Annotated in this window: 21 protein-coding genes; 7 read left to right on the top strand and 14 right to left on the bottom strand. The window is 67.6% G+C overall.

Annotated features, from left to right (window positions below):
* Positions 1-9: 9 nt before the first annotated feature.
* On the top strand, positions 10-1011 hold the full coding sequence (locus CHB86_RS00570; protein ID WP_089230610.1) for a polyprenyl synthetase family protein: 1002 nt from the start codon (positions 10-12) through the stop codon (positions 1009-1011).
* A 64-nt stretch (positions 1012-1075) separates the two neighbouring features.
* Here the strand turns inward: CHB86_RS00570 and CHB86_RS00565 are convergent, their stop codons facing one another.
* The 5 genes from CHB86_RS00565 to CHB86_RS00545 all read right to left on the bottom strand — a co-directional run bounded on the left by CHB86_RS00565 (position 1076) and on the right by CHB86_RS00545 (position 7433).
* Positions 1076-1912 carry a 4-(cytidine 5'-diphospho)-2-C-methyl-D-erythritol kinase gene (locus tag CHB86_RS00565; RefSeq protein ID WP_089230609.1) on the bottom strand — a complete coding sequence of 279 codons (837 nt, stop codon included), beginning with the start codon at positions 1910-1912 and terminating at the stop codon, positions 1076-1078.
* The gene (locus tag CHB86_RS00560) at positions 1899-3626 is read right to left on the bottom strand and encodes a tetratricopeptide repeat protein (protein WP_089230608.1); all 1728 of its coding nucleotides are present in this window, start codon (positions 3624-3626) and stop codon (positions 1899-1901) included. Before CHB86_RS00560 ends, CHB86_RS00565 begins: the two co-directional genes overlap by 14 nt.
* Positions 3627-3770: 144 nt before the next feature.
* Positions 3771-5423, bottom strand: coding sequence for an electron transfer flavoprotein-ubiquinone oxidoreductase (locus CHB86_RS00555; RefSeq protein ID WP_089230607.1), 1653 nt, complete (start codon positions 5421-5423; stop codon positions 3771-3773).
* Positions 5424-5589: 166 nt separating this feature from the next.
* On the bottom strand, positions 5590-6321 hold the full coding sequence (locus CHB86_RS00550; protein ID WP_089230606.1) for a hypothetical protein: 732 nt from the start codon (positions 6319-6321) through the stop codon (positions 5590-5592).
* Positions 6318-7433 (bottom strand): GSCFA domain-containing protein, encoded by a 1116-nt coding sequence (locus CHB86_RS00545; protein ID WP_141134797.1) that lies wholly within the window; start codon positions 7431-7433, stop codon positions 6318-6320. The genes CHB86_RS00550 and CHB86_RS00545 overlap by 4 nt, the downstream gene beginning before the upstream one ends.
* A 190-nt stretch (positions 7434-7623) precedes the next feature.
* Here CHB86_RS00545 and greA point away from each other — a divergent pair, with 190 nt between their 5' ends.
* Positions 7624-8094, top strand: a complete 471-nt coding sequence (gene greA / locus CHB86_RS00540) for a transcription elongation factor GreA (protein ID WP_089230604.1) — start codon at positions 7624-7626, stop codon at positions 8092-8094.
* Between the two features lie 18 nt (positions 8095-8112).
* The gene (locus tag CHB86_RS00535; RefSeq protein WP_089230603.1) at positions 8113-9153 is read left to right on the top strand and encodes a hypothetical protein; all 1041 of its coding nucleotides are present in this window, start codon (positions 8113-8115) and stop codon (positions 9151-9153) included.
* A 3-nt stretch (positions 9154-9156) separates the two neighbouring features.
* Here the strand turns inward: CHB86_RS00535 and CHB86_RS00530 are convergent, their stop codons facing one another.
* Positions 9157-9744, bottom strand: a complete 588-nt coding sequence (locus CHB86_RS00530; RefSeq protein ID WP_089230602.1) for a GNAT family N-acetyltransferase — start codon at positions 9742-9744, stop codon at positions 9157-9159.
* 150 nt (positions 9745-9894) lie between these two features.
* Here CHB86_RS00530 and CHB86_RS00525 point away from each other — a divergent pair, with 150 nt between their 5' ends.
* Both CHB86_RS00525 and CHB86_RS00520 read left to right on the top strand, forming a co-directional pair.
* Complete coding sequence (locus tag CHB86_RS00525; protein WP_089230601.1) at positions 9895-10608, top strand: AzlC family ABC transporter permease; 714 nt, start codon at positions 9895-9897, stop codon at positions 10606-10608.
* Entirely contained in the window at positions 10605-10937 is a 333-nt protein-coding gene (locus CHB86_RS00520; protein ID WP_089230600.1) for an AzlD domain-containing protein, read from the top strand. The genes CHB86_RS00525 and CHB86_RS00520 overlap by 4 nt, the downstream gene beginning before the upstream one ends.
* Here CHB86_RS00520 and CHB86_RS00515 read toward each other — a convergent pair.
* The 5 genes from CHB86_RS00515 to CHB86_RS00495 all read right to left on the bottom strand — a co-directional run bounded on the left by CHB86_RS00515 (position 10923) and on the right by CHB86_RS00495 (position 15113).
* Positions 10923-11603 carry a hypothetical protein gene (locus CHB86_RS00515; RefSeq protein WP_176442723.1) on the bottom strand — a complete coding sequence of 227 codons (681 nt, stop codon included), beginning with the start codon at positions 11601-11603 and terminating at the stop codon, positions 10923-10925. The two genes, CHB86_RS00520 and CHB86_RS00515, sit on opposite strands and share 15 nt — an antisense overlap.
* Before the next feature lie 29 nt (positions 11604-11632).
* Complete coding sequence (locus CHB86_RS00510) at positions 11633-11773, bottom strand: aa3-type cytochrome c oxidase subunit IV (RefSeq protein ID WP_245837683.1); 141 nt, start codon at positions 11771-11773, stop codon at positions 11633-11635.
* Positions 11774-11868: 95 nt separating this feature from the next.
* Complete coding sequence (locus CHB86_RS00505; protein WP_089230599.1) at positions 11869-12324, bottom strand: DUF6173 family protein; 456 nt, start codon at positions 12322-12324, stop codon at positions 11869-11871.
* A 21-nt stretch (positions 12325-12345) separates the two neighbouring features.
* Positions 12346-13401: an MBL fold metallo-hydrolase gene (locus tag CHB86_RS00500; RefSeq protein ID WP_483887657.1), complete on the bottom strand. Its 1056-nt coding sequence runs from the start codon at positions 13399-13401 to the stop codon at positions 12346-12348.
* Positions 13402-13403: 2 nt separating this feature from the next.
* Complete coding sequence (locus CHB86_RS00495) at positions 13404-15113, bottom strand: acyl-CoA dehydrogenase (protein ID WP_089230598.1); 1710 nt, start codon at positions 15111-15113, stop codon at positions 13404-13406.
* Positions 15114-15238: 125 nt separating this feature from the next.
* Here CHB86_RS00495 and CHB86_RS00490 point away from each other — a divergent pair, with 125 nt between their 5' ends.
* On the top strand, positions 15239-16192 hold the full coding sequence (locus CHB86_RS00490; RefSeq protein WP_089230597.1) for an L-threonylcarbamoyladenylate synthase: 954 nt from the start codon (positions 15239-15241) through the stop codon (positions 16190-16192).
* 84 nt (positions 16193-16276) lie between these two features.
* On the opposite strand, the gene CHB86_RS00485 is transcribed toward CHB86_RS00490, so the two are convergent.
* Positions 16277-16846 (bottom strand): YqgE/AlgH family protein, encoded by a 570-nt coding sequence (locus CHB86_RS00485; protein ID WP_089230596.1) that lies wholly within the window; start codon positions 16844-16846, stop codon positions 16277-16279.
* 115 nt (positions 16847-16961) lie between these two features.
* Here CHB86_RS00485 and CHB86_RS00480 point away from each other — a divergent pair, with 115 nt between their 5' ends.
* On the top strand, positions 16962-17780 hold the full coding sequence (locus CHB86_RS00480; protein ID WP_089230595.1) for a protein-disulfide reductase DsbD domain-containing protein: 819 nt from the start codon (positions 16962-16964) through the stop codon (positions 17778-17780).
* Positions 17781-17815: 35 nt separating this feature from the next.
* Here the strand turns inward: CHB86_RS00480 and CHB86_RS00475 are convergent, their stop codons facing one another.
* Together CHB86_RS00475 and CHB86_RS00470 are read right to left on the bottom strand one after the other, a co-directional pair.
* A complete protein-coding gene (locus tag CHB86_RS00475; protein WP_089230594.1) occupies positions 17816-21262 on the bottom strand; it encodes an efflux RND transporter permease subunit in 3447 nt (1148 codons plus the stop codon).
* A gap of 4 nt (positions 21263-21266) precedes the next feature.
* The gene (locus CHB86_RS00470; protein WP_089230593.1) at positions 21267-22739 is read right to left on the bottom strand and encodes an efflux RND transporter periplasmic adaptor subunit; all 1473 of its coding nucleotides are present in this window, start codon (positions 22737-22739) and stop codon (positions 21267-21269) included.
* Positions 22740-22768 lie beyond the last annotated feature (29 nt).

Raw genomic sequence — 22768 nt, 5'->3', positions numbered from 1 at the left:
GAGACCGTGATGAGCCTGGACGACGCCTCCCAGAAACCGCACGACCGGCTTGCCCGGGTGCTGGCCGACGACATGGAGCGCGTGAACGCGCTGATCCGGGCCCGGATGGCCTCCGAGCACGCCCCACGCATTCCGGAAGTCACGGCGCACCTGGTCGAGGCCGGCGGCAAGCGGCTGCGCCCGATGCTGACGCTCGCGGCAGCGCGGATGTGCGGGTATTCCGGCGAGAACCATGTGAAGCTGGCGGCCACCGTGGAGTTCATCCACACCGCCACGCTGCTGCATGACGACGTGGTCGACGAAAGCGCCCAGCGGCGCGGCCGGCCAACAGCGAACCTGCTTTGGGACAACAAGTCCTCGGTGCTGGTCGGCGACTACCTGTTCGCCCGGTCCTTCCAGTTGATGGTCGAGACCGACAGCCTGCGGGTGATGGACATCCTCGCCGACGCCTCCGCCACCATCGCCGAGGGCGAGGTGCTGCAGCTGACCGCCGCGCAGAACCTGGCGACCGACGAAAACGTCTACCTGCAGGTGATCCGTGGCAAGACCGCGGCGCTCTTTGCCGCGGCCTGCGAGGTCGGCGGGGTGACTGCCGGCGTCGAAGAGGAGAAGATCGCGGCGCTGCGGGCCTATGGCGACGCGCTCGGGATCAGCTTCCAGATCGTCGACGACCTGCTGGATTACGACGGCGACAGCTCCACGACCGGCAAGAACGTGGGCGACGATTTCCGCGAGCGCAAGCTGACGATGCCGGTCATCAAGGCGGTGGCGAAGGCCGATGCCGAGGAACGCGCCTTCTGGGTGCGGGTGATCGAGAAGGGCCGCCAGGAAGACGGCGACCTGGAACAGGCGCTGGCGCTGCTCGCCCGCCACGAGACGCTGGAGGAAACCCGGCAGGAGGCGCTTCGCTGGGCGGAAGAGGCCAAGCAGGCGCTGGCGCTGTTCCCCGAGAGCGATCTGCGCGAGATGCTGTTGGACCTGGCCGATTACGTCGTCGCTCGGGTCCGCTGAGCGCCTCCGGCCCTGCGGGCCGCGCCTCCGGCGGGGGGTATTTTCACCAAGAAGATGAAACCGATCAGGCGAGTGTGCAATCGGCCGTCCACCAATTCGGATGACGGGCGCGAAGCTGCGTCGCGGCGGCGCGGGCGGCGGCGGCATCGGGGAAGATCGCGAAACAGGTGGCGCCCGAGCCGGACATCCGGGCGATCAGGCATCCATCGAGTTGACGGAGCGCTGACAGGACAGTCGCGATCCGGGGCTGAAGGGCCATCGCGGGTGGTTCGAGATCATTGCGTTGCGTCCGCAGCCATCCGGCGAGGTCGCCGGGCGTTCGGAGGCCGGACGGGATGGCCTCCATGGCCGGGTTCTCGCGGCGCTCGAGGGCGGCGAAGACCGCCGGGGTGGCGACGCCGACGCCGGGGTTGACCAGAACCGCGGGCAGCGGCGGCAGCTCAGGGACCGGCGAGAGGCTTTCACCGATGCCTTCCATGCGAACCGGGCGGCCTTCGAGGCAGACCGGCACATCGGCGCCAAGGCCGAGGATCGCCTCCGGTGTCGGCAGGGGCTGGCCGGTCAGGCGCTGCAACGCCCGCAGCGTCGCTGCCGCGTCGGCCGAGCCGCCCCCGATTCCGGACGCGGCGGGCAGGTGCTTGTCCAGGGTGATTTCGGCGGCCAGGTCGTCGAAAAGCGCCGCGGCGCGCAGCACGAGGTTCGAGCTGTCCGTCGGAACGCCCTCGGCGCGGGGGCCGGTGACGTTGAAGGTCAGCGCCTTTGCGGGCCGGACTGTGACGCGATCGCCATGATCGGCGAAGACAACGAGGCTGTCGAGCGTGTGATAGCCGTCCGCGCGGCGGCCGGTGACGTGAAGGGCGAGGTTGACCTTGGCGCGGGCGGCTTCCTCAACCGTCTTCATTTGCGACGGACAGCGGCTCTGCGCCTTCCTCCGCCAGGACAGCGTCCAGCCCCACCTCGAGCTTGCGGCGGATGCGCTCGGCCTCCTCCGGCTCCGGCTCGAAGGACAGCGCCCGGTGCCACTGGAACCGGGCCTCGATACGGCGGCCGACGGCCCAATAGGCATCGCCGAGGTGGTCGTTGACGATCGGGTCCACCGCCATCAGCTCGGCGGCGCGTTCGAGATGGATCACCGCTTCTTCGTATTGGCCGAACCGGTAGAGCACCCAACCGAGAGAATCGATGATGTAGCCGCTGCCCGGCTCAGCCGCGACGGCTTCCTCGATCATCTCCAGCGCCTCGTCGAGGTTGGTCTGCATCTCCACGAAGGAATAGCCGAGATAGTTCAGCACCTGAGGCTGGCCGGGGTTGAGTTCCAGCGCCTTGCGGAAATCCGCTTCGGCCAGCTCCCAGCGTTTCTCCCGCTCGTGGGTGATGCCGCGGGCGTAATAGACGATCCACTGACCGGCTTCGTCCCCCTCAAACAGCGCGATCGCCGCATCGTAGGCCTTGCTCGCCTCGTCGTACCGTTCCTCGCCGCGCAGCGCATCGCCGAGGGTGACATGCACGATCGGCAGGTTGCCGCGGGCCTCCGCGAGCTGCTGCAGTACCTCGATCGCCTCGTCGGCGCGCCCGGAGCGGCGCAGCGCGTCGGCGCGGCCGATCTCCGCCACGTGGAAGCCGGCATCGTCGCTCGAAACCCGGTTGTACGCCTTGGTCGCAAGCTCGTACTGACCCTGGGATTCCAGCAGGTTGGCGCTCAGCAGGATGGCATCGACGTGATCGGGGCGCAGGTACTCTGCGATCCGGGTGTAGAGAAGCGTGTAGCTGTCGGCCGCCTCGCCCTCCAGCGCGCCGGCAACGGTGTAGAACACCTCGGCCAGCCCGTCGCGCACGCTGCGGACCTGGGTGAAAGGCACGGTCTCGCCCGCCTCCAGCTGTTCGACCAGCTTCTCGAGGCCCGGATCCAGATCGCTGCCAAAGCCCACCTCGATCAGCTCGAGGGCTGCGCTGTTGCGGTCAAGCTGGCTCAGCACCTGCGCATGGGCGAAGGCGCCGCGGCGGGTGAGCCGAAGCGGCGCGCCGGCGGCGCCGGAAAAGATCACTTCCGCCTTCTCGAAATCCCCGGCCAGGGCAAGCGCCAGCGCCTTGTGATAGAGCGCGAAGGCATCGAGCCCGGTGGTCTCGGCGGCGGCGTCGAATTCGGCCATCGCGGCCTCCGCCTCGCCCTCTCCCATCAGGCTCCAGGCCTTCACCAGCCCGTCCACGAGCGGGCCCACGGAGAGTTCGTCCGAGACGCCGTCGATCACGTCCCGGTAGCGCGCATCGCCCAGCAGCTCGGCCATCAGCACCATGCTGGCCATCTGGCTGTCGAGACCGAGTTCCCGCATCTGCCGCGCGATGGTCACGGCCGCGTCGATCCGGCCGAGGCCGGTAAAGGCCAGCAGCGCGTTCTCCTGCAGCGCGGGGTTGTTCCGGTCCCTGGCAAGGGCGCGGGTGTAGTAGTCCGCGGCCGCGGTGTAGTCGCTGTTGTAGCTCGCGTGCCGCGCGGCGAGATAGGATCCGGCAAACCCGCTTCCGAGGGTTTCCGCACCGGCGGTCTGCGGCAGCGAAGCGGTCAGACCAAGAGCGAGCGACAGGCAAAGGGGACGGAGCAGGGGCAAGAGCGGCCTCATGTTCATTGGGTAAGACGAAGCCTACCCGCGCCCGTGGGATGAAACAATACGGGGGCAGCGCCTCCTACCCCCGCATTCCCCTTGCCTGACGGCATCGTGAGCGGCATTTCGCGCTCGGCGCCCGGAAAGGCGCCGACGCGAGGCTCACATGTTGGGATAATTCGGCCCGTCGCCGCCCTGCGGGACCGTCCAGGTGATGTTCTGGGCCGGGTCCTTGATGTCGCAGGTCTTGCAGTGCACGCAGTTCTGGAAATTGATGACGAAGCGCGGCTGCTTGCCCTCTTCCTCGACGAACTCGTAGACGCCGGCCGGGCAATAGCGGGCCGAAGGGCCTGCGTACTTTCCGAGGTCCACCTTCACCGGCACGTCGGGATCGGCGAGCTTCAGGTGGCAGGGCTGGCTTTCCTCGTGGTTGGTCATCGCGAAGGAGACGTTCGTCAGTCGATCGAAGGAGAGTACGCCGTCGGGCTTGGGATAGTCGATCGGCCGGAATTCCCGGGCGTCGCGGGTGGCGGCCGCGTCGGTCTTGCCGTGCGACATGGTGCCGAACGGGTTCCAGCCGGTCTTGGAGCCGAGCCACATGTCGAGCCCGCCAAGCGTCAGGCCACCGACGAGACCGAATTTCGACCAGAGCGGCTTCACGTTGCGCACCGGCTTCAGGTCCTGCCCCACCGGGCCGGTCCGTAGCGCGTCGTCATAATCGGCCAGCTCATCGCCCCCGCGGCCCGCGCCGATCGCCGCGAAGGCCGCTTCGGCCGCCGCCTTGCCCGAATGCATGGCATTATGGATGCCCTTGATCCGCGGCACGTTGATCAGACCGGCGGAACAGCCCAGCAGAACGCCGCCGGGGAAGGCGCTTTTCGGGATCGACTGGAAGCCGCCCTCGGAGATCGCCCGCGCACCATAGGCCACGCGCTTTCCGCCTTTCAGCAGGTCGGCCACCATCGGGTGGTGTTTGAACCGCTGGAATTCCATGTAGGGGAAGAGATACGGGTTGGCGTAGTTCAGGTGCACGACGAAGCCGACGCAGACCTGGTTTTTTTCCATGTGGTAGATGAACGACCCGCCACCGGCGTTGGAGCCAAGCGGCCAGCCCATCGTGTGGGTGACGGTTCCCTCGCGGTGCTTGGCAGGGTCGATCTCCCAGATCTCCTTCATGCCGAGGCCGAACTTCGGCACGTCGCAATCCGCATCGAGCGCGTATTTCGCGATGATCTCCTTGGCCAGCGAGCCACGCACGCCCTCGGAGATGAACACGTATTTGCCGTTGAGCACCATGCCCGGCTCGTAGCCCGGCCCCGGGGTTCCGTCGGCGTTCTTGCCGAACTCGCCGGCGACGACGCCCCGGACCTCGCCGTTCTCGCCATAGACCAGCTCGGAGCAGGCCATGCCGGGGAAGATCTCGACGCCCAGCTCCTCCGCCTGCTCGGCCATCCAGCGGCAGACATTGGCAAGGCTGACGATGTAGCAGTGATGGTTGTCCATCAGCGGCGGCATCATCATGTTGGGCAGCCGGATTCCTCCGCCCTCGCCCAACACGTAGAATTCGTCGCGTTTCACCTTGGTCCGAAGCGGCGCGCCGCGTTCCTTCCAGTCGGGAATGAGCGCCTCCAGCCCGGCCGGGTCCATAACGGCGCCGGAGACGATATGCGCCCCGACCTCCGAGCCCTTCTCCAGCACCACGACGTTCAGCTCCGGATCCAGCTGCTTCAGACGAATCGCGGCAGACAATCCCGAGGGCCCCGCGCCCACGATAACGACATCGTAGTCCATCGCTTCGCGTTCGATTTCGCTCATGTCTCTTCCCGCTTCTGGCTCTGGTTCGCTTGAAATCTGGTGTCCGCCATGCGTAGCGGACAGGAAACTTCGCCGTCAATTGAAACGCGGCATCACATTGCCGCAGGGCAGCGAAGGACCGCTGCGTCACATCCCTGCGCCCGCGCCCGTGCGATCCGTCCGCGCCTCACTCCCGCGTGGGGTCCCCGGGGGGCGGTGACCGCAGCAGTTCCAGGACATGCTGCATCATCAGCTTGCCGAAGGCGGCGTTGCCATGATGCGCGTCATCGGCCCGTTCCGCCCGAAACTCCTGTTTCATGAAGCCGTCCGCGTCGCGGCAATCTGCCGGGAGGTCCACCGCCTCGATACCCCGCCGGTCGAGCTGGTCCAGAACCTCGGAACGATGCAGGCGTTCGATCCGCATCGCCTGCGCGGCCCCCAGCTCCGAAACCAGCGGGTTGTCCGCGAAGGTCCCGGGGGCCGAGATCACGAAGACCCTGTAGCCGGCCGAAAGCAGGAGGTCGCACAGTTGCAGGACGTACGTCTGGTCCTGGCGGGACAGTTCGCGGAACAGGGCGTCCGAAATCGCCTGCCGTCCCGGAATGAAATCCCCGACGCAATATCCGCCCCGCAGGATCGAGCGCATGATGCGAGACGGGTGGAACAGCATCGATAGGCCGATGGCGTCGTAGACACCGGTTTCCGGCGGGATGCGCTCCATGTACTCGCGGAACTCCGGCTCCACGACCTCGGCGTAGCCGTCCATGGGGCGGAAGAAGCGGGTGGCCAGGAGGCGGCCCGTGCCGAGGCCCTGCACCTTGATGTGCAGACCGTCATCCACGGCCCACTCGTCCTGCAGGCTGCGAAGCCCTGCCGACAGGCGCCGGGTGTGCGAGTCGCCAAGTATCAGGACCTTCACTTTTTCGCCTCGCCGAATTCCGCCAGCAGTTCCTCGTCGCAGAGGATGCGTTCCAACCGCTCTTCCTCGCTCATCGGCTCCCCGCTGGCCTTGCCCGACGCCTCCGGCTCGCCCGGTGTCCCTGCGCCGGCGGTTCGCGCCGCGTTGCGAGCCGAAAGCGGGGCGTGCTCGGCAAAGAAGATGTCCATGACATGGTTCACGCCGTGAGCGGACACCTCCCGCATGTCGGGGTTGAAGAACTGTCCCCGCATGAAGGGCGAGGAGATGATCTCGTAAGACGGGAAGTAATCCACGAATTTCATGCCGCCCGCCAACCTGCCCGCCGCCGCTCTGAGCGCGGATTTGGAGTACATGGTGGCCACGGCGACATTGTCGTTGGTGGCGGTGGCCATCAGGGGCACCGGGCTGACCGTCAGGATGAACCGCATCTTCGGGTTCACTGACCGCACCAGCTTGATGAACTCCTGCATGTCCCTGTGGATTTCCCCGGGGCTGAGGTTGTGAAAGACGTGGCGATCCTCGGAGAAGGTGCCGCCGGCCGTGCCCGGGCACAGCGGGAAGGCCGCGCCGTCCTCCTTCGACAGCCAGGTCTCCGTGAGGCCCATCGTGAAGATAAAGAGGTCGGATTTCCGAAGGATCTCGGCCACGCATTCCAGGTGGCTGGCTCGCAGCGCCTCCATTTCGGCGACCGAGCCGAACGGTTCCGGCTCGATCGTCGGGCGGAACGGGTCCACGACGCCGTCGCCCTTTACCCAGGCAGGCTCGGCAGGCTTCCATTGTCCGAGGGCGCGCTGAAACAACTGCAGCAACTGGCGCGAGGTATAGACGTTGCCGTAGCGCGCCGAATACATCCCGTAGCCGTAGTCGAGGTGCCGATCCGCCGAGAGCGCCTCGGGGGCGGGTTCGGTGTCGACCACCGAGAAACCCCGCGCCCGCAGGTTCCGGCCGATATGCTGCGCGAAGCAGCTTCCAGCGGTCGCGACACGCATCTTGTCGATGGAGAATTTCTTGCTGTACCAGCCCTCCACATCGAGCGGATGCACGCCGGAGACCGTGCGTTTCCAGAACGCCTTGGGTGGCTGAGATCTGTAGGGATGGTCGGTCTTCGTCACCACGGCCTCTTCGGGAGCTCTTTCGCACAGGTTATCGGCTTGCCCGTACCAAGAGAATCGCTGGCGCGCCACGGGTCAAGCGGGTCCTGCGCAGCCCGTTGCGACCTGCATCCGCTCTTGACTTTCGACAGGCCGCTTGGGTTAAGGGCCATTAGCCCAATCCCCACAATCCAAGCCGTGCAGGGAAAGAATGGAAAAGATACCTATGACCCGCGCGGGCTATGCCGCGCTGGACAGCGAACTGAAGACACTCAAGAGCGTCGATCGTCCCGCGATCATTCGCGCGATCGCCGAGGCCCGCGAGCACGGCGATCTTTCGGAGAATGCCGAGTACCATTCGGCACGCGAGAAACAGAGCTTCATCGAGGGCCGGATCAAGGAACTCGAGGGCATCATCTCGCTGGCCAACGTGATCGACCCGTCGACGCTCTCCGGCCCGATCAAGTTCGGGGCCACGGTGACCATCGTCGACGAGGACACCGACGAGGAGAAGACCTACCAGATCGTGGGCGAGCCCGAAGCCGACCTGGAAAAGGGCCTTCTGAACATCAAGTCGCCCATCGCGCGTGCCCTGATCGGAAAGGAAGCGGGCGATTCCATCGAAGTTCGCACACCGGGCGGCGAAAAGAGCTATGAGGTACTCAGCATCAAGTATGTCTGAGTCGGATAGTTCCTGCTGATGAACTCGAGGTTGCCTCCGAAACGCTCCAACAAGGCCGGGACCGCCGCGAACAGCGAGGGGCTCGACAGTGCCGACTGGATCGCACTTGGCCTGAGCGCCCTGTGGCTGTTCGGGGCCGGGGTGTTCTTCCTCGTGCTGCCGCAGCCGGAAACGCCGGGCGCGGACCCGGTCCGGATCATCATGACGGTGCTCGCGATCTTCCTGCCGGTGGCGCTGATCCTTGTCGGCGCCGCAGCGGCCAAGAGCGCACGGCTCATGCGCGAGGAAAGCGCCCGGCTGCAGGCGGCGATCGACGCGATGCGCCATGCCTATGTCGACCAGGCCGAGCGCCAGCCCAACGGCATCCGACAGCCGCTGGAGCAGAAGCTCGACGAGATCGTCCGGGTCCAGAAGAAGACCGAGGCGGCGCTGGCGCATCTGACCGCGGTGAACGCCCGCATGACCGCCGCGAGCCTTGCCGGCTCCGGCGAGCGCGAGGCGCTGAGCGGGCCGAAGAAACCAACCGGCAAGCCGGAGCTGGACCAGCCCTCGCTGGCGCTCGGCTCGGTGCCGGAGGAGAACGCCCCGCCCCTTACCGCCGCGGATTTCATCAAGGCGCTGAACTTCCCCGAGACCGAATCCGACAAGGAAGGCTTCCGGGCCCTGCGGATGGCGCTGAAGGACCCGATGGCCGGGCCGCTGGTGCGCTCTGCGCAGGACGTGCTGACTCTCTTGGCCGAAGACCGCATCTACATGGACGATCTCGCCCCCGACCGGGCCCGCCCGGAGATCTGGCGCAAGTTCGCGCAGGGCGAACGCGGCCGCGCGGTGGCGGCGCTTGGCGGCGTGCGAGACCGTTCCAGCCTGGCGCTGACCGCAGGACGGATGCGGCAGGACCCGGTGTTCCGCGACAGCGCGCACCATTTCCTGCGCCGCTTCGACTCGACCTTCGCAAGCTTCGAGAAGGAAGCCACCGACGCCGAGGTCGCGGCCTTCGCCGAGACCCGCAGCGCCCGCGCCTTCATGCTGCTCGGCCGCGTCTCGGGCACCTTCGACTGAGCCTCAGCGCGACGACAGCTCCAGCCGCATGGTCGTGGCGTGATGGAACCCGTAGAGCACCGAGAGCAGCCCCGACTCGATCCGCCCCGCGGCTCGGAACCCGTGCCGTTCGTAGAGCGCCCGGGCGCGCAGGTTGATGTCGATCACGTCCAGCCGCACCTCTTTCATGCCAAGCGCCCGCGCCTCCGCGATCACGGTGCGGATCAGCGCCGAGCCGACCCCCTCGCCGCGCGCCTCTGCATCGACGAAAATCCCGTCCATCAGCATCTCGCCCTCCGCGAGCGGCCGCTCCATCAGATCGAGCAGCGGGCCGCGCCAGAGCGCGCCGAACCAGCCGTAGCTGCGCGCGAGATCCGAGAACCCGCCGGCCACGAGTCCCCCTTTCTGGGTCTTGAAACCGACGACGCCGAGCAGCCGCCCGTCGTCCGTCTCCGCCGAGAAGGCGTGGGCCGGGCGCAGGGCGTGCGTTATGAAATCGAGCGCCCGCCGTTCGGGTGCCATCACCCGGCCGAGCTTGCCCGAGAAGGCCTGCCAGAACAGCGCTGCCACCTCGTCGCGCCGCTCGTCGGGGAAGCCGCGCACGATCCTCATGGCGCGCGTTTCAGCGGATGCCGCCCGGTTGCCCATGCCTGCCTCAATACTGCCAACCGTATAGGCTGGCTTGGGAATTCCCTGCCCTGCCGGATTGCATGTGGTCCCCGCATCGCCTAAGCGCCAATGGGTACAGCCTAGAGGTCCCGCGTGCCCTTCTCCACCACGAAATCCGCCTATCTCGCGGGCTGCCGCGCCAGCGCGCCGTTCCTCCTCGTGGTGGCCCCCTTCGCCCTGCTCTTCGGTGTGGTGGCGACCGAGACCGGCCTGGACGTCCTGCAGGTGATGGCCTTCACCTCCGTGGTGGTGGCCGGGGCGGCGCAGTTCACCGCGCTGCAGCTCATGAACGACCACGCGCCGGCGATTATCATCCTGGTGTCGGCGCTGGCGGTGAACCTGCGGATGGCTATGTACTCTGCCTCCCTCACGCCGCATCTCGGCTCCGCGCCGATGTGGCAGCGGGCGCTGGTCGCATACATGCTCTTCGATCAGAACTTCGCCACCGCGCTCTCCCGCTACGAGATGGAGCGCGACATGCCGATGCAACAGCGCGTGGCCTATTACTTCGGCGCCTCCACGCCGCTTCTGCCGGTCTGGATCGCCTTCACCTTCATCGGCACGGTGATCGGGCGCGGCATCCCGCCCGAATTCGCCCTCGACTTCGCCCTGCCGATAACCTTCATCGCGATCATCGGCCCCGCCGTGCGAACGCCGGCGCACCTGGCGGCGGCTCTGGTCTCCGTGACGCTCGGGCTGGCGCTGGCCGGGCTTCCCTACAATTTCGGCTTGCTGATCGCCGCGGTGGCGGCGCTGGCCGCCGGCGCGGAGGTCGAACGACGGCTCTACCCCGGAGGCCTGCCATGAGCTATTCCGACGCCACGATCTGGGGCCTGATCATCGCCCTCGGCATATGCACGTTCCTGATCCGGTTTTCGTTTCTTGGACTGATCGGTGACCGCAAGTTGCCGGACTGGGTGCTGCGCCACCTGCGCTACACGCCCGTCGCCGTGATTCCGGGGCTGATCGCACCGCTGGTGGTCTGGCCCGATGCCACTGGCGGCACGCCGGACCCGGCCCGGATGGCGGCAGCCGCGGTGACCGCGATTGCCGGCTATCTTACCCGCAACGTGTTCCTGTCCATCCTGTCGGGGATGGTCACGCTCTACGTCGGGCTTGCCCTAGTTGGCGGGTAGCTGAAGCGCCGCCGCGCGGCCCGCGCGGGTCGTCGGCTCCGGCCCTTCGAGCACGCGGATGTCCTCGCGCGCGGCAGGGCTGTCGGTGATCAGGTCGGAGCGGTCATCCGGGCTATCGTCGTAGTAGCGCCGGATCCGCACGCCCGGGATCTCGTCGAAGGCCCGCATGATGCGCTTGGGGCGCGGCGAGGCGGGAATATCCTCGAAGCCCGGCACACCGCGCAGGATCCGGTGGATCGACGTCGTGCAGAACGCCTTGGACACGGCCCCGTATTGCTGCGCGCGTTGCAGGGCGATCTCGGCCTGCTCCGGGGTGACGACTACGTCCTGCCGGACGACGTGGTACGTAATCCGGGCGTGGTAATCGATGTAGAAATCCACCATCCGGTCGGTGATGCCATAATGCACATCGGCGCGCTGCGGCGCATAGGGGTGGTAGAAGGTGCCCGCCGGGTCGAAGATGATCCGCTGCGAACCGCTGACCATCAGCCCGCTGTGGGCCCCGTCGCCGGTGCGGTTGTTGATCATCGTGAACAGCGTGATGGTGGGCGGCCCGTCATCGCGGACCGCCGCCGCCTGGATCTCCTGCTCCGTCGCCCATGGGCCGGGCTCGGTGCATGCGCTCAGAAGAAAAGGCAGAAAAACCGCCAGAAGAATGGCTCTCATCCGCCTTCCCCGTTCTTTCCCGAAAGATGTCAGCCGTTGACCAGCGCGATGAAGATCAGCACCACGATGCAGAGGATCGAGGTCCGGACCACCATCTTGATGAAGCCGTCAAAGGTCTTTTCCTGCGTGGAAATATCCATGCTGCCGTGCTTGTGGCTTTCTCCCGACACGTCCTGTCTCCTCGTCGATGTCCCGTCGCTTGCCTTGCTTAGCTCAGTTGTTCGGGGCTGTTAAGGCCACGTCTGTCGATTTTGCGCAACCCGCGTCAGGATTGCGCCTCGCCGGCCAGGCCTTCGGCGAGACGAAAGCCGATGCGGCGCGGTTCTGCGGCCTCCGGCCGCTTGGGAAGCGCCCGCAGGATCACGTTGAGCTGGCTGACATGCTGGATGAGCTGGGTGCGCGTGCCGTCCGCATCCGAGCCGTAGAAGGTCACGATGTCGGGGTCGAAATAGCCGATTCCCTCGATCCGCAGAACGCCGGCGCTGGCACCGGTGAAGCCCATGGCGACCTCGTGGTCGGCGTCCAGCAGCTCCTCGAAATTCTTGATGTAGAGGATCAGCCGCTCGTAGGCCCATTTCGCCGGGCTCTTCTGGGACGGTGGGGTCCGCGCGATATCGGGCAGCGGCTGGCACTCGACCGTGTGTGGCGCCTCCGGGTCGGCGTGAATCGCGCGCGCGCGCGGCAGATGCTGGTGGGTGTCCTCGGTTTCCCTGCTGTCCATCGCGCGCTCCCCGGCTGTGTCCTATCCGTCCCCCGACCGCTGCCACAGCCAGGCGCCATCCTCGCGGCGCCGGCGGGTGACCTTGCCGGAGTGGTACAGATGATTGAGGTGCCCGACGGATTCCACAAGGGCCAGACCGTATTCTCCGGCGCCGATCTGCCGCCGATAGAGCGCGGGGAAGCAATCATGCGCGGTGCGTGGCTCCGCCAGATGCTCGAGCAGCCGGTCCAGTGCGCCGTGGTGGTTGTCGATGAGCTGGCGCAGGCGGGTCGGCAGCCCGTAGAATGGCAGCTTGTGCCCCGGCATCACAAGCTGGTCGTCCCGCGCATGGACCGACAGGCGCTCGCAGCTCTCCAGCCAGTCGCCCACCGGGTCGGCCTCCGGCTCTGTCGGATAGACCCCGAGGTTGGGCGAGATCGAGGGCAGGAGCTGATCGCCCCCGAGCACGAGGCTGTCGTCCCGGCTCCAGAAGGTGGCGTGTTCGGCGGCATGGCCATTGCCCATCCGCACGTCCCAGGTCCGACCGCCGAGGCGGATCGTATCGCCCTCCGAGATCCGGCTGAAACCGAGCGGCATCGGCCAGACCGTGTCGGCGAAGTTGAACGGCCGCCCCGCCGCGCGTTCGGCAAAGATCGCCGGGTCCATCCCGGCCGCGCGGTAGAAATCGAGCGTCTCCTTCGGCCAGCTCTCCTGCACGTCGAGCGTCAGCATCCGCGCATAAAGCCAGGCGGTGCGGCTCGCCACCAGCTCGGCCCCGTGTTCCGCCTGGAACCAGCCGGCGAGGCCGACGTGGTCGGGATGGTGATGGGTAAGGATCACCCGGCGCACCGGCTTGCCCGCCAGCGGACCGGTCTGCATAAGGCTTTCCCAGAGCGCACGGACCCGCCGGCTGCTGATCCCGGCGTCGATGATGGTCCAGCCGTCGCCCTCGTCGAAGGCATAGATATTGACGTGGTCGAGCGCCATCGGCAGCGGCAGGCGCATCCAGAGCACGCCCTCGGCCAGCTCCACCGCCTCGCCCTCGGCCGGCGGCGTCGGGTGGGGATAGCGAATCGGGCTGCGACCGGCGCCGTCCACGGTCACACGGCCTGCAGCTCTTCGACGCTCAGGTCATAGAGCCCCTCGGCCCCTTCCCGCACCTGGGCGATCAGCGACTCGTGCTCGGGCAGGATCCGCTTGATGAAGAACCGCGCCAGGCCGGTTCGCGGTCCGCTGCCGCCCTCCGCCATCGCCGCCAGCAGGTGGTAATGCGCGCCGAGCACCCGGGCAAAGGCCCGCAGATAGGCGACGCAGCCTGCGAACCGGTCCTGCATCTCCTGCTCCACCAGCCATTCGGTCGCCTCGCGGAAATTCTCCGCCGCGTTGAAGATCGGCTGGGCAAGGTCCGGCAGCGTCTCCCGCGCGGCCTCCGCCGCCGCCTCGACCTCGTCGAGCAGGGCATAGGCCGCCGCGCCGCCGTCCATCATCTTGCGGGCCACCAGGTCCATCGCCTGGATGCCGTTCGTGCCCTCGTAGATCTGTGTCACGCGCACGTCGCGGGCGAACTGGGCGGCGCCGGTCTCCTCGATGAACCCCATCCCGCCGTGCACCTGGATGCCGAGCTGCGCCATTTCGTGCCCGATATCCGTCCCGTGAGCCTTCGAGATCGGCGTCAGCAGCGCGGCGCGCGCCTTCCAGTCCTCTTCGCCGGTCGCCTCGCCCATGTCGATCGCGACCGCATTGGCCAGCGCGATGGCGCGCACGGCAAAGGTCTCGGCCTTCATCGTCGTCACCATCCGCCGCACGTCCGCGTGCTCGATGATCGCGCCGGTGCCCCCGACCTTGCCCTGCTTGCGCTCCAGGGCATAGGCAAGCGCCTTCTGGGTGGCCGCCTCGGCGATGCCGATGCCCTGGCACCCAACCCCTAGACGGGCGTTGTTCATCATGGTGAACATCGCCGCCATGCCACCATGCTCTTCGCCGACCAGCCAGCCGGTGGCCCCGTCGAACTCCATCACGCAGGTCGGCGAGCCATGAATGCCCAGCTTGTGCTCTAGGCTGACGACCTTGAGGCTGTTGGCGACACCCGGTGCCCCGTCGGCATCCGGCAGGTTGCGCGGCACCATGAACAGGCTGATCCCCTTGGTGCCCGGCTTGCCATCGGGCAGCCGCGCCAGCACCAGATGACAGACGTTGTCCACGAAATCGGCGTCCCCCCAGGTGATATAGATCTTCTGGCCCGTCACGGCGTAGGTACCGTCGCCGTTCGGCTCGGCCTTCGAGGTCAGCGCGCCGACGTCGGAGCCTGCCGCGGGCTCGGTCAGGTTCATCGTGCCCGACCATTCGCCCGAGATCAGCTTGGGCAGGTAGAGCGCCTTGATCTCGTCGCTCGCATGGGCGGCCAGCGCCTCGATCTGCCCCTGGGTGAGCAGCGGGTTGAGCTGCAGCGACAGGCAGGCCGACGACATCATGTCGTTGATCGCCGTCTGCAGCGTCACCGGCAAGCCCATCCCGCCATAGTCCGCAGGGGCCGAAACACAAACCCAGCCGCCCTCGGCAATGGCCCTGTAGGCCTCGGCGTAGCCGGGGGCCGAGCGCACCTGGCCATTCTCGAGCGTCGAGGGGGTCTCGTCGCCAGGGCGGTTCACCGGCGCGATGACTTCCTCGCAGAGTTTCCCGGCTTCCGTCAGGATCGCATCCGTCACGTCCTCGCCGGCTTCGGAGAACAGCTCGGTCGAGCGGAGTTTGCCGAAGTCCACCACATGCTCCAGCAGGAAGCGGAGATCGGCGATCGGAGCGCGGTAAGTCATGGGGGAGGTACCCTCGTATCTGCGGCCTTGGCATGGCGGAGCCGCCGGCGTATCACCGAGCCCCAAAGGAAAACTAACGATTGCACCGTTGCGGCACAAAGCGCAACGCAGCGTCACGAAAGCGCATGACCACCGTTACCGAACGTCTCGAACCGGATTCCGCGGGACTGGACCGCGCCGCCGCCCTTCTCGCCCGGGGCGACTGCGTCGCCTTTCCGACCGAGACGGTCTACGGCCTCGGCGCCGATGCCCGCCAGTCGCGGGCGGTGGCAGCGATCTTCGCGGCCAAGGGGCGCCCGCAGTTCAACCCGCTGATCGTGCACGTGGCCGACCTGGCCGCGGCCGAGGCGATCGCCATTTTCGACGCCGATGCCCACGCCCTCGCGGATGCCTTCTGGCCCGGCCCGCTGACGCTGGTGCTGCCGCTGCGTGACGGCTCCGGCATCACTGAACTGGTCACCGCCGGGTTGCGGACGGTCGGCATCCGGGTACCGGCGGGCGAGGTTGCACAGAGCCTTCTGCGCAGCTTCGGCGGACCGGTCGCCGCCCCTTCGGCCAATCCATCGGGCAAGGTCAGCCCGACCACGGCCGATCACGTGCTCGAAGGGCTCGAGGGCCGGATCGCGGCGGTGCTCGACGGAGGCCCGGCCGATGTGGGCATCGAATCGACCATCATCGGCTGCTTCGACCATCCCCGCCTGCTGCGTCCCGGCGGGTTACCCGCCGAGGCCATCGAAACCGCGCTCGGCCGTCCGCTCGCCCATGCCCCGACCAGCGACAGCCCGAACGCTCCCGGCCAACTGCCCTCGCATTACGCGCCCGACGCGCCGATCCGGCTGAACGCAACGGAAACCCGCCCGGGCGAGCGGCTGCTCGGCTTCGGCCCGGATGTCAGGGACGCCGCGCTGAACCTCTCGCATTCGGGCGACCTGGTGGAAGCCGCCGCCAACCTCTTCGCCTATCTGCGAAAGATGGATGCCGAAGGCTCCGGACCGATCGCGGTCTCGCCGATCCCCGATCACGGCCTCGGCCGGGCCATCAACGACCGCCTCACCCGCGCCGCCGCACCGCGCGGCTGACCCCCCCCTCTTCTTGGCCAAAATACCCAATGCGCGCCGCAACTGCCGGGCGCGTTCATCAGGGTTGAGCGGCGAAGGCCGGTGTCAGGCGCGGCCGGCGCTGGCGCTGAGCGTCAGCGGGTCGACTCCGAGCGTGGCAAGGGCCAGTTCCCATTTCTGGGCATTGTCACGGGAAAACACGATCTCGCGCGAGGCATCGCAGGTCAGCCAGCCATTCTGGGCGATCTCGCTCTCCAGCTGACCGGGTGCCCAGCCGGAATAACCGAGCGCCAGCAGCGCGTCCCGCGGGCCGCGATGGCGCGCCATGTCCTCCAGGATCTCCAGCGTCGCGGTCATCGCGAAACGCTCGTCTACCCGCAACGTCGAATCGGCGATGTCATACTCGCCGGAATGCAGCACGAATCCCCGCCCGTGCTCCACCGGCCCGCCGATGTGGATCTGAGTCGGCAGATCGGGATCGGCGACCTCGATCTTCAACTGTTCGAGCAGATCGGCGAAATCGAGGTCCGGCGCCGGCTGGTTGATGATCAGCCCCATCGCCCCTTCTTCGGAATGGGCACAGATGAAGACCACCGACTTGTCGAAGCGGGGGTCGCCCATGCCCGGCATTGCGATCAGGAGCTTGCCTGAGAGATCCATCGTGAAATCGGTCATTGCCCGAACAATGCGACGCCTGCCGGGTGCTTACAAGAGGCCGTGAGGCCACGCCCACGTTTCCGTCGCCACTATGTGATTTCCCATTTCACCGGCTCTGACTACTGTTGCCACCATGTTCACAACCCGCCTTGTTCCCGCCCTCGCCATCGCCGCGCTTTGTGCGCTGGCACCTGCCGCCGATGCAGCCGGCGAAGTTCCCGCCGATGTGGTGCGGGGCGAGGTTCTGAGTGGCTGGGTGACGGATTCGGGAACCCGCATGTCGGCGCTCCGCCTGACGCTGGCGCCCGGCTGGAAGACCTACTGGCGCGCGCCGGGCGACACCGGCATCCCGCCGAATTTCTCCTGGGCCGGGTCGGACAATCTCAAGGCCGTGGTCTATCACTGGCCGAGCCCGGAGGTGTTCGATTCCTACGGCCTGCGCACAATCGGCTACAAGAAGGAACTGATCCTTCCCATCGAGCTGCACCCCACCGATCCCGCCGCGCCGATCCGCCTTCGCGGCGCGATGGAACTCGGCGTCTGCGAGACGATCTGCGTACCGGCGCATCTGTCCTTCGAAGCCGAACTGTCGGGCAAGGGCGCATCCGACATGGCGATTCACGCGGCGCTGGCAGAGCGCCCGGTCTCCGCGCAACGCGCCGGGGTGTCGGATGTCGACTGCGACATCGCGCCTATCAGCGACGGGCTGAAGATCGACGCCACGATCCGGATGCCGCGCCTCACGGGCGGGGAAGTGGCCGTGGTGGAGACCAACGATCCGCGGATCTGGGTTTCCGAGCCTCAGACAGAGCGCAATGGCGACGACCTGCGCGTGGTCGCGGAACTGGTACCGCCCTCGGGCATGCCGGTGGCGCTCGACCGCAGCGCGCTGCGCTTCACCGTGATCGGCGCGCATTCCGCGGTCGACATCCGCGGCTGCACCACCCGCTGACCGCCTCTGGCGAGCCGGAAGACCGCGCCGCGGCTTCAGGCCGCGGGCTCGTTCTCCTGACCGAACCCGCCATCCGTCCGCGCTCCCCGCGTCCGCGTGAGAAGCAGTCCAAGCGCCCCCACGACGAAGACCGCCATCAGGATCGCGAAGGCACTCGCCGCGAAGAGACCCAGCACCACGATCGGCCGCAGCTCCGGCAGGCCGAGCGCCGCGGCCAGGGGCGGCCAGATTTCACCCGTCAGCGCGACATGGCCCATGGTCATCGCAAACACGCCGGCCACCAGCAGCGCCGCGCAGATCGTCAGCCAGGAGATGGCGCGCGCCCTGCCCCGGTGCCGCAATGCCCGCCGCAGCGCATCCCACTGGCGGATCACGTCCTGCTGGATCGCCAGCAGCGACGGCACGATCAGCAACACCAGCACCACGCCGAAGCCGAGCCCGTAGACCATGGTGATCACCGTGGGCTTCAGGAACTGCGCCTGCCGCGAAGGCTCGTAGAGCAGCGGCGCGAGGCCGATCACGGTGGTCATCGTCGTCAGCAGAACCGGCCGCAGGCGGTCCGACGTGGCGTCCACGATCGCCGGGAACAGGCCCCGGTCGCGGGAATACTCGTCGACCGTCGTCACCAGCACGATGGAATCGTTGATGATGATGCCGGACATGCCGATCAGCCCGACCACGGTGAACATCGAGAGCGGCATGCCCCAGGACGCGTGACCGTAGATCGTGCCGATCAGCCCGAACGGGATGACCGCCATGATCAGCAGCGGCCGCGTCCAGCTTGAAAACACCCAGGCAAGGGTGATGTAGATGCCCATAAGGCAGAAACCGAAGCCGACCATGGCGTCGTTGAGGAAATCCTGCTCCTGCTCGGCAAGCCCGGACAGCCGGTAGGAAACGCCCATCTCCTCCTCGATCCGCGGCAGGATATCGGTGCGCAGGGTCTCCACGATCTGCTGCGCACGCGCCGGGTCGTCCTCGGCAATGTCGCCGGTCACGCTGACCACCCGGATGCCGTTCTCGCGGCGGATGGTGGAGAAGCCGTCGCGCCGGCTGACCTCCACGATATCGGCCAGCGGCACGTAGGCGCCGCTCGGCGTCCGAAGCTGGGTGCGGCTCATGAAATCGGCGGTCAGCTCGCTCTCCGGCAGCTCGACCCGGATCTCGGCACTGCGCACGCCCATTGGGTAGGTCGCCGCCTCGATCCCGTTCAGCCGGTTGCGCAGCACCCGGCCCAGCTCGTCGATGGTGAAGCCCAGGGCGGCCCCCTGCGGCGTCAGGTCGAGGATCAGCTCCTCCTTATCATAGGCAAGGTCGTCCTCCACCGCCGAGACCTCGCCGAACCGCGAGACCTCTCGCTTGAGCCGTTCCGCGGCGGCCTTCAACGTGTCGGCACTCGCGCCGAAGAACTGCACGTCGAGCGCATCGCCCCCCGGCCCCGACCGCCAGCCGCGGAAGCTGATCGTCTCCACCAGCGGGTGCCGCTCGACGCGGTCCTGCAGGTCGCTGACGAACTGGAAGCTGGAATAGGGCCGCAGGTCCGGGTCGATCAGCTCCACCGCGATGGAGCCGAGCTGATCGGGATCCTTGCCATCCGTTCCCGACAGCCCGCGCCCGGTGTTGCCGCCGATCTCGGCCAGCGCGTAGGTCACCGGGTTGGTGCCATAGGTCTCGGCGTATTCGGCCCCGAGCTCGTCCACCGCAGCCTGGAAGGCGCGCATCTGTTCCAGCGAGTCCGCACGCGTCGCCCCCGGCGCCATGGCGAAGTTGCCGGAGACGGAGCCCTCTTCGGGGGCCGAGAAGAAACGCCACTGCACGTCGCCCCGCACCAGAAGCACCACCTGGCTCGACAGCAGCACGATCAGGCCCGCGATCACCGGGTAACGGAACCGCAGGACCAGTGCGACGAAGGGGCGGAACAGGGTGTGGCGAAACCAGCCGAAGCCGCGGTTCACCATGCGCGACGGCCAGTCGTACCAGGCATCCGCCTTGGCCGAGGCATGCAGCGAATGCGCGAGGTGGCTGGGCAGAATCAGGAAGCATTCGACCAGCGAGGCGATCAACACCACGATGACGGTAAAGGGAATGTCGGCGATGAGATCGCCGAACCGCCCCTCGATCGCGGTCAGCCCTGCAAAGGCGATGACGGTGGTGATGGTCGCGGAGAAGACCGGCGCCACCATCCGGCGCGCCGCGTTTTCCGAAGCGTTGACCGGATGCTCGCCGAGCCGCCGCACCCGGAAATCCGCGTGTTCGCCCACGACGATCGCATCGTCCACGATGATGCCGAGCGTGATCAGCAGTGCGAAGAGCGAGATCATGTTGAGCGTCAGCCCCGCCGCCCACATCAGCGCAATCGCCGTGAGCATGGCGACGGGGATACCGGCGGCAACCCAGAGCGCGGTGCGCGCGTTCAGGAACAGGAACAGCAGGCCCACAACCAGCACGAGCCCCATCGCCGCGTTCTCGAGCAGCACGTTGAGACGGCTGGAGATTGACTCCGACCGGGTGCGGATCAGGTCTATGGTCACGCCCTCTGGCAGCCCCTCGAGCATCTCGGCCGCGACCCGCTCCACCGTGGCCTGGATCTCCAGCGCGTCGCCCTGGGTCGAGCGGTCCACCCGAACCGAGATTGCCGGGTTGGGGCCGACGAAATAGGTGCGGTTGCGGTCCACGCCCTCGACCCGGATCGTCGCCACGTCGCCGATCGTCAGCCGCGAGCCGTCGCGATTGGAGCGCAGGGCGATGCCGGCGATTTCGTCGGCGGAGCGCTTTTCCGTGCCGGTCCGAACCCGCGCGTTGGCGCCGGCCACGTCGCCGGCCGGGGAGGCGTCGACCTCGCCCGCGATGGCCTCCGCGATGTCGGCCATTGTCACGTTGTTGCGTACGAGCGCCAGCGTCGGCACCTCGACGATGACCTGTGGCGCGGCCAGCCCGCGGATCGTGGTGCGGGTCACGCCCTCGGCGTAAAGCCGGGCGATGAATTCGTCGGTGAACCGCCCAAGCAGGTCCACTCCGACCGGCCCCGCGATCACCACATCCGAGACCCGGTCACGCCATTCGTCGCGGATCACCCGCGGGTCGTCGGCGTCCTCGGGAAAGGTGGTGATGGAATCGACCGCCTGCTGAACGTCCTCGCTGGCGCGCCCCATGTCGTAGCCGGGCTCGAACTCCAGCCGGATCGAGGCGTTCCCCTCCCGCGCGGTGGAGCTGGAGGCACTGACGCCGTAGACCGCGAGCAGCGCCGGTTCCAGCGTATCGACGATGGCGCGGTCGATGTCTTCCGCGCCGGCGCCGTCCCAGTTGACGTTCACGGTGACCGTATCGAGCACCACGTCCGGGAAATATTGCGCCCGCATCCGTGGAAAGGCGGCCAGACCGGCGACGATGAGCACGACGAGAAGAAGGTTCGCCGCCGTCCCGTGGCGCGTGAAATACGAGAGCAGACCGCGGTGCCGGGGATCGGGGACATTCGTCTCCATGCGCTCAGCCTCCCATCCGGCTTTCGATGCGCTCGACCATCTGCATCGGCACGCGATCCTCGCGCAGTTGCGACAGGATCCGTTCCTTGGCCTCGGCAGGCATCCGGCCATTGGCCTCCACGGCGGCGATCAGGGCCGCGCGCCGTTCCGGGGAGAGCGAGATCGTCTCGTCCTCCGGCTCCGGGCTATCCGCGACCGCCTCGGTGCGTTCGGCGGTCAGATCGCGCACGCGGATGCCCGGGCCAAGCAGCGGGGTCCTTTCGGCCACGACCCGGCGGCCCGCGATTCCCGCGGCGTCGATGATCACGTCGTCGCCCTGCCGGCGCAGCACGGACACCGGCAGCACTTCGAGGCGCGAGGCGTCGGTTATCGCGAGAACGGTGTTCGCCGCGTCCACGGCAGTCGCGGGCAACAGCGCCACGCCGGTGAGCTCCGGCTCCTCGACATGGACCGAGACGAAATCCCCGGGACGGAAGCCGGCGAAACGGTCCAGGCCGGCAAAGAGCTGGCGGCCGGTCTGGCCCTCACCCACCGAGGCATCGACCCGCGAGATGCGGCCCGCCGCCTCCAGATCGAGCCCGAGCACGTCGAGCGTGACGCGCACCGGCGCGTCGATCAGTCGGCCGGACTCGTCGAGCAGCCGGGCGTATTGCGTCGTCGACAGGCGAAAGGCGACCTCGAGCGCCTCCGGGTCGATCAGCGTGGCGAGTCGCTCGTTCTGCGTCACCAGCCCGCCCTCGACCACCGTCACATCGGCCAGCGTGCCGGTGAACGCGGCGCGCACCTCGGTGTCGGCGAGGTCGCGCTGCGCCTCGTCGAGCGAAATCCGGGCCCGCGCGAGGATGTTGCCGGCGTTGTCGAGCCTGTTTTCGGCCGCCGCCTCGGCCATCCGGCGGCTCACGACCGCCTGGTTCGCGCTCGCCTCGGCCAGCGCCGCGGTCTCGATGGCCGCCTCGGTTCCGACACCGCGCGTGGCAAGGTCCTGCTGACGCTTCAGCGCCTGGGTGCGCAAGTCGGCCTGGGCCTGCGCGGCGACCAGTTCGTCACGGACGAGTTGCAGATTGCGTTCGGCCTCGCGGAGCTCCGCCTCGGCCTCGGCCACCCCGGTCCGGGCGACGGCCAGCGCCGCCTCGGCCTCGGTCGGGTCGATCCTTGCGAGCAGTTCGCCTGCCTGAACCAGCCCGCCCGCTTCCATGCTCTCGGCCATCTCGACGATCCGGCCCGCGGCGCCGGCGCGGATCTCCAGCGTGCGGCGGCTCTGAATCTCGCCAAAGGCCACCATAACCGGAACCACGTCCGTCGGAGCGATCTCCACGGAATTGACCGCGAGCACCCGCTCGCTCGCGGGGGTGCGGTTCACCTCGCGATTGATGCGTTCCTGGACGGCCTCGTAGAACATCCGCCCGCCATAGGCGAGAAGACCGACCGTCAGGGACAGCAGAAAGATCCCCATAAGGGACCTGCGAAGAAACTGCATCAGGGTGCCCTTCTCGAAATATGCCGCGG

The organism is Tropicimonas sediminicola, from assembly GCF_900188335.1.
GTDB lineage: Bacteria > Pseudomonadota > Alphaproteobacteria > Rhodobacterales > Rhodobacteraceae > Tropicimonas > Tropicimonas sediminicola.
Note: the sequence above shows the minus strand (reverse complement) of the source record. Positions and strands in the feature narration are given on the sequence as shown.

What these genes read in the sequence shown, in the direction of transcription:
- CHB86_RS00535 (WP_089230603.1), top strand. Translation starts at nt 8,113, where the DNA reads ATGAACTCGAGGTTGCCTCCGAAACGCTCCAACAAGGCCGGGACCGCC.
- CHB86_RS00490 (WP_089230597.1), top strand. Translation starts at nt 15,239, where the DNA reads ATGACCACCGTTACCGAACGTCTCGAACCGGATTCCGCGGGACTGGAC.
- CHB86_RS00475 (WP_089230594.1), bottom strand. Translation starts at nt 21,262, where the DNA reads ATGGAGACGAATGTCCCCGATCCCCGGCACCGCGGTCTGCTCTCGTAT.
- CHB86_RS00570 (WP_089230610.1), top strand. Translation starts at nt 10, where the DNA reads ATGAGCCTGGACGACGCCTCCCAGAAACCGCACGACCGGCTTGCCCGG.
- CHB86_RS00560 (WP_089230608.1), bottom strand. Translation starts at nt 3,626, where the DNA reads ATGAGGCCGCTCTTGCCCCTGCTCCGTCCCCTTTGCCTGTCGCTCGCT.
- CHB86_RS00505 (WP_089230599.1), bottom strand. Translation starts at nt 12,324, where the DNA reads ATGGACAGCAGGGAAACCGAGGACACCCACCAGCATCTGCCGCGCGCG.
- CHB86_RS00520 (WP_089230600.1), top strand. Translation starts at nt 10,605, where the DNA reads ATGAGCTATTCCGACGCCACGATCTGGGGCCTGATCATCGCCCTCGGC.
- CHB86_RS00555 (WP_089230607.1), bottom strand. Translation starts at nt 5,423, where the DNA reads ATGAGCGAAATCGAACGCGAAGCGATGGACTACGATGTCGTTATCGTG.
- CHB86_RS00565 (WP_089230609.1), bottom strand. Translation starts at nt 1,912, where the DNA reads ATGAAGACGGTTGAGGAAGCCGCCCGCGCCAAGGTCAACCTCGCCCTT.
- CHB86_RS00485 (WP_089230596.1), bottom strand. Translation starts at nt 16,846, where the DNA reads ATGACCGATTTCACGATGGATCTCTCAGGCAAGCTCCTGATCGCAATG.
- CHB86_RS00515 (WP_176442723.1), bottom strand. Translation starts at nt 11,603, where the DNA reads ATGAGAGCCATTCTTCTGGCGGTTTTTCTGCCTTTTCTTCTGAGCGCA.
- CHB86_RS00530 (WP_089230602.1), bottom strand. Translation starts at nt 9,744, where the DNA reads ATGAGGATCGTGCGCGGCTTCCCCGACGAGCGGCGCGACGAGGTGGCA.
- CHB86_RS00470 (WP_089230593.1), bottom strand. Translation starts at nt 22,739, where the DNA reads ATGCAGTTTCTTCGCAGGTCCCTTATGGGGATCTTTCTGCTGTCCCTG.
- CHB86_RS00495 (WP_089230598.1), bottom strand. Translation starts at nt 15,113, where the DNA reads ATGACTTACCGCGCTCCGATCGCCGATCTCCGCTTCCTGCTGGAGCAT.
- greA (WP_089230604.1), top strand. Translation starts at nt 7,624, where the DNA reads ATGGAAAAGATACCTATGACCCGCGCGGGCTATGCCGCGCTGGACAGC.
- CHB86_RS00480 (WP_089230595.1), top strand. Translation starts at nt 16,962, where the DNA reads ATGTTCACAACCCGCCTTGTTCCCGCCCTCGCCATCGCCGCGCTTTGT.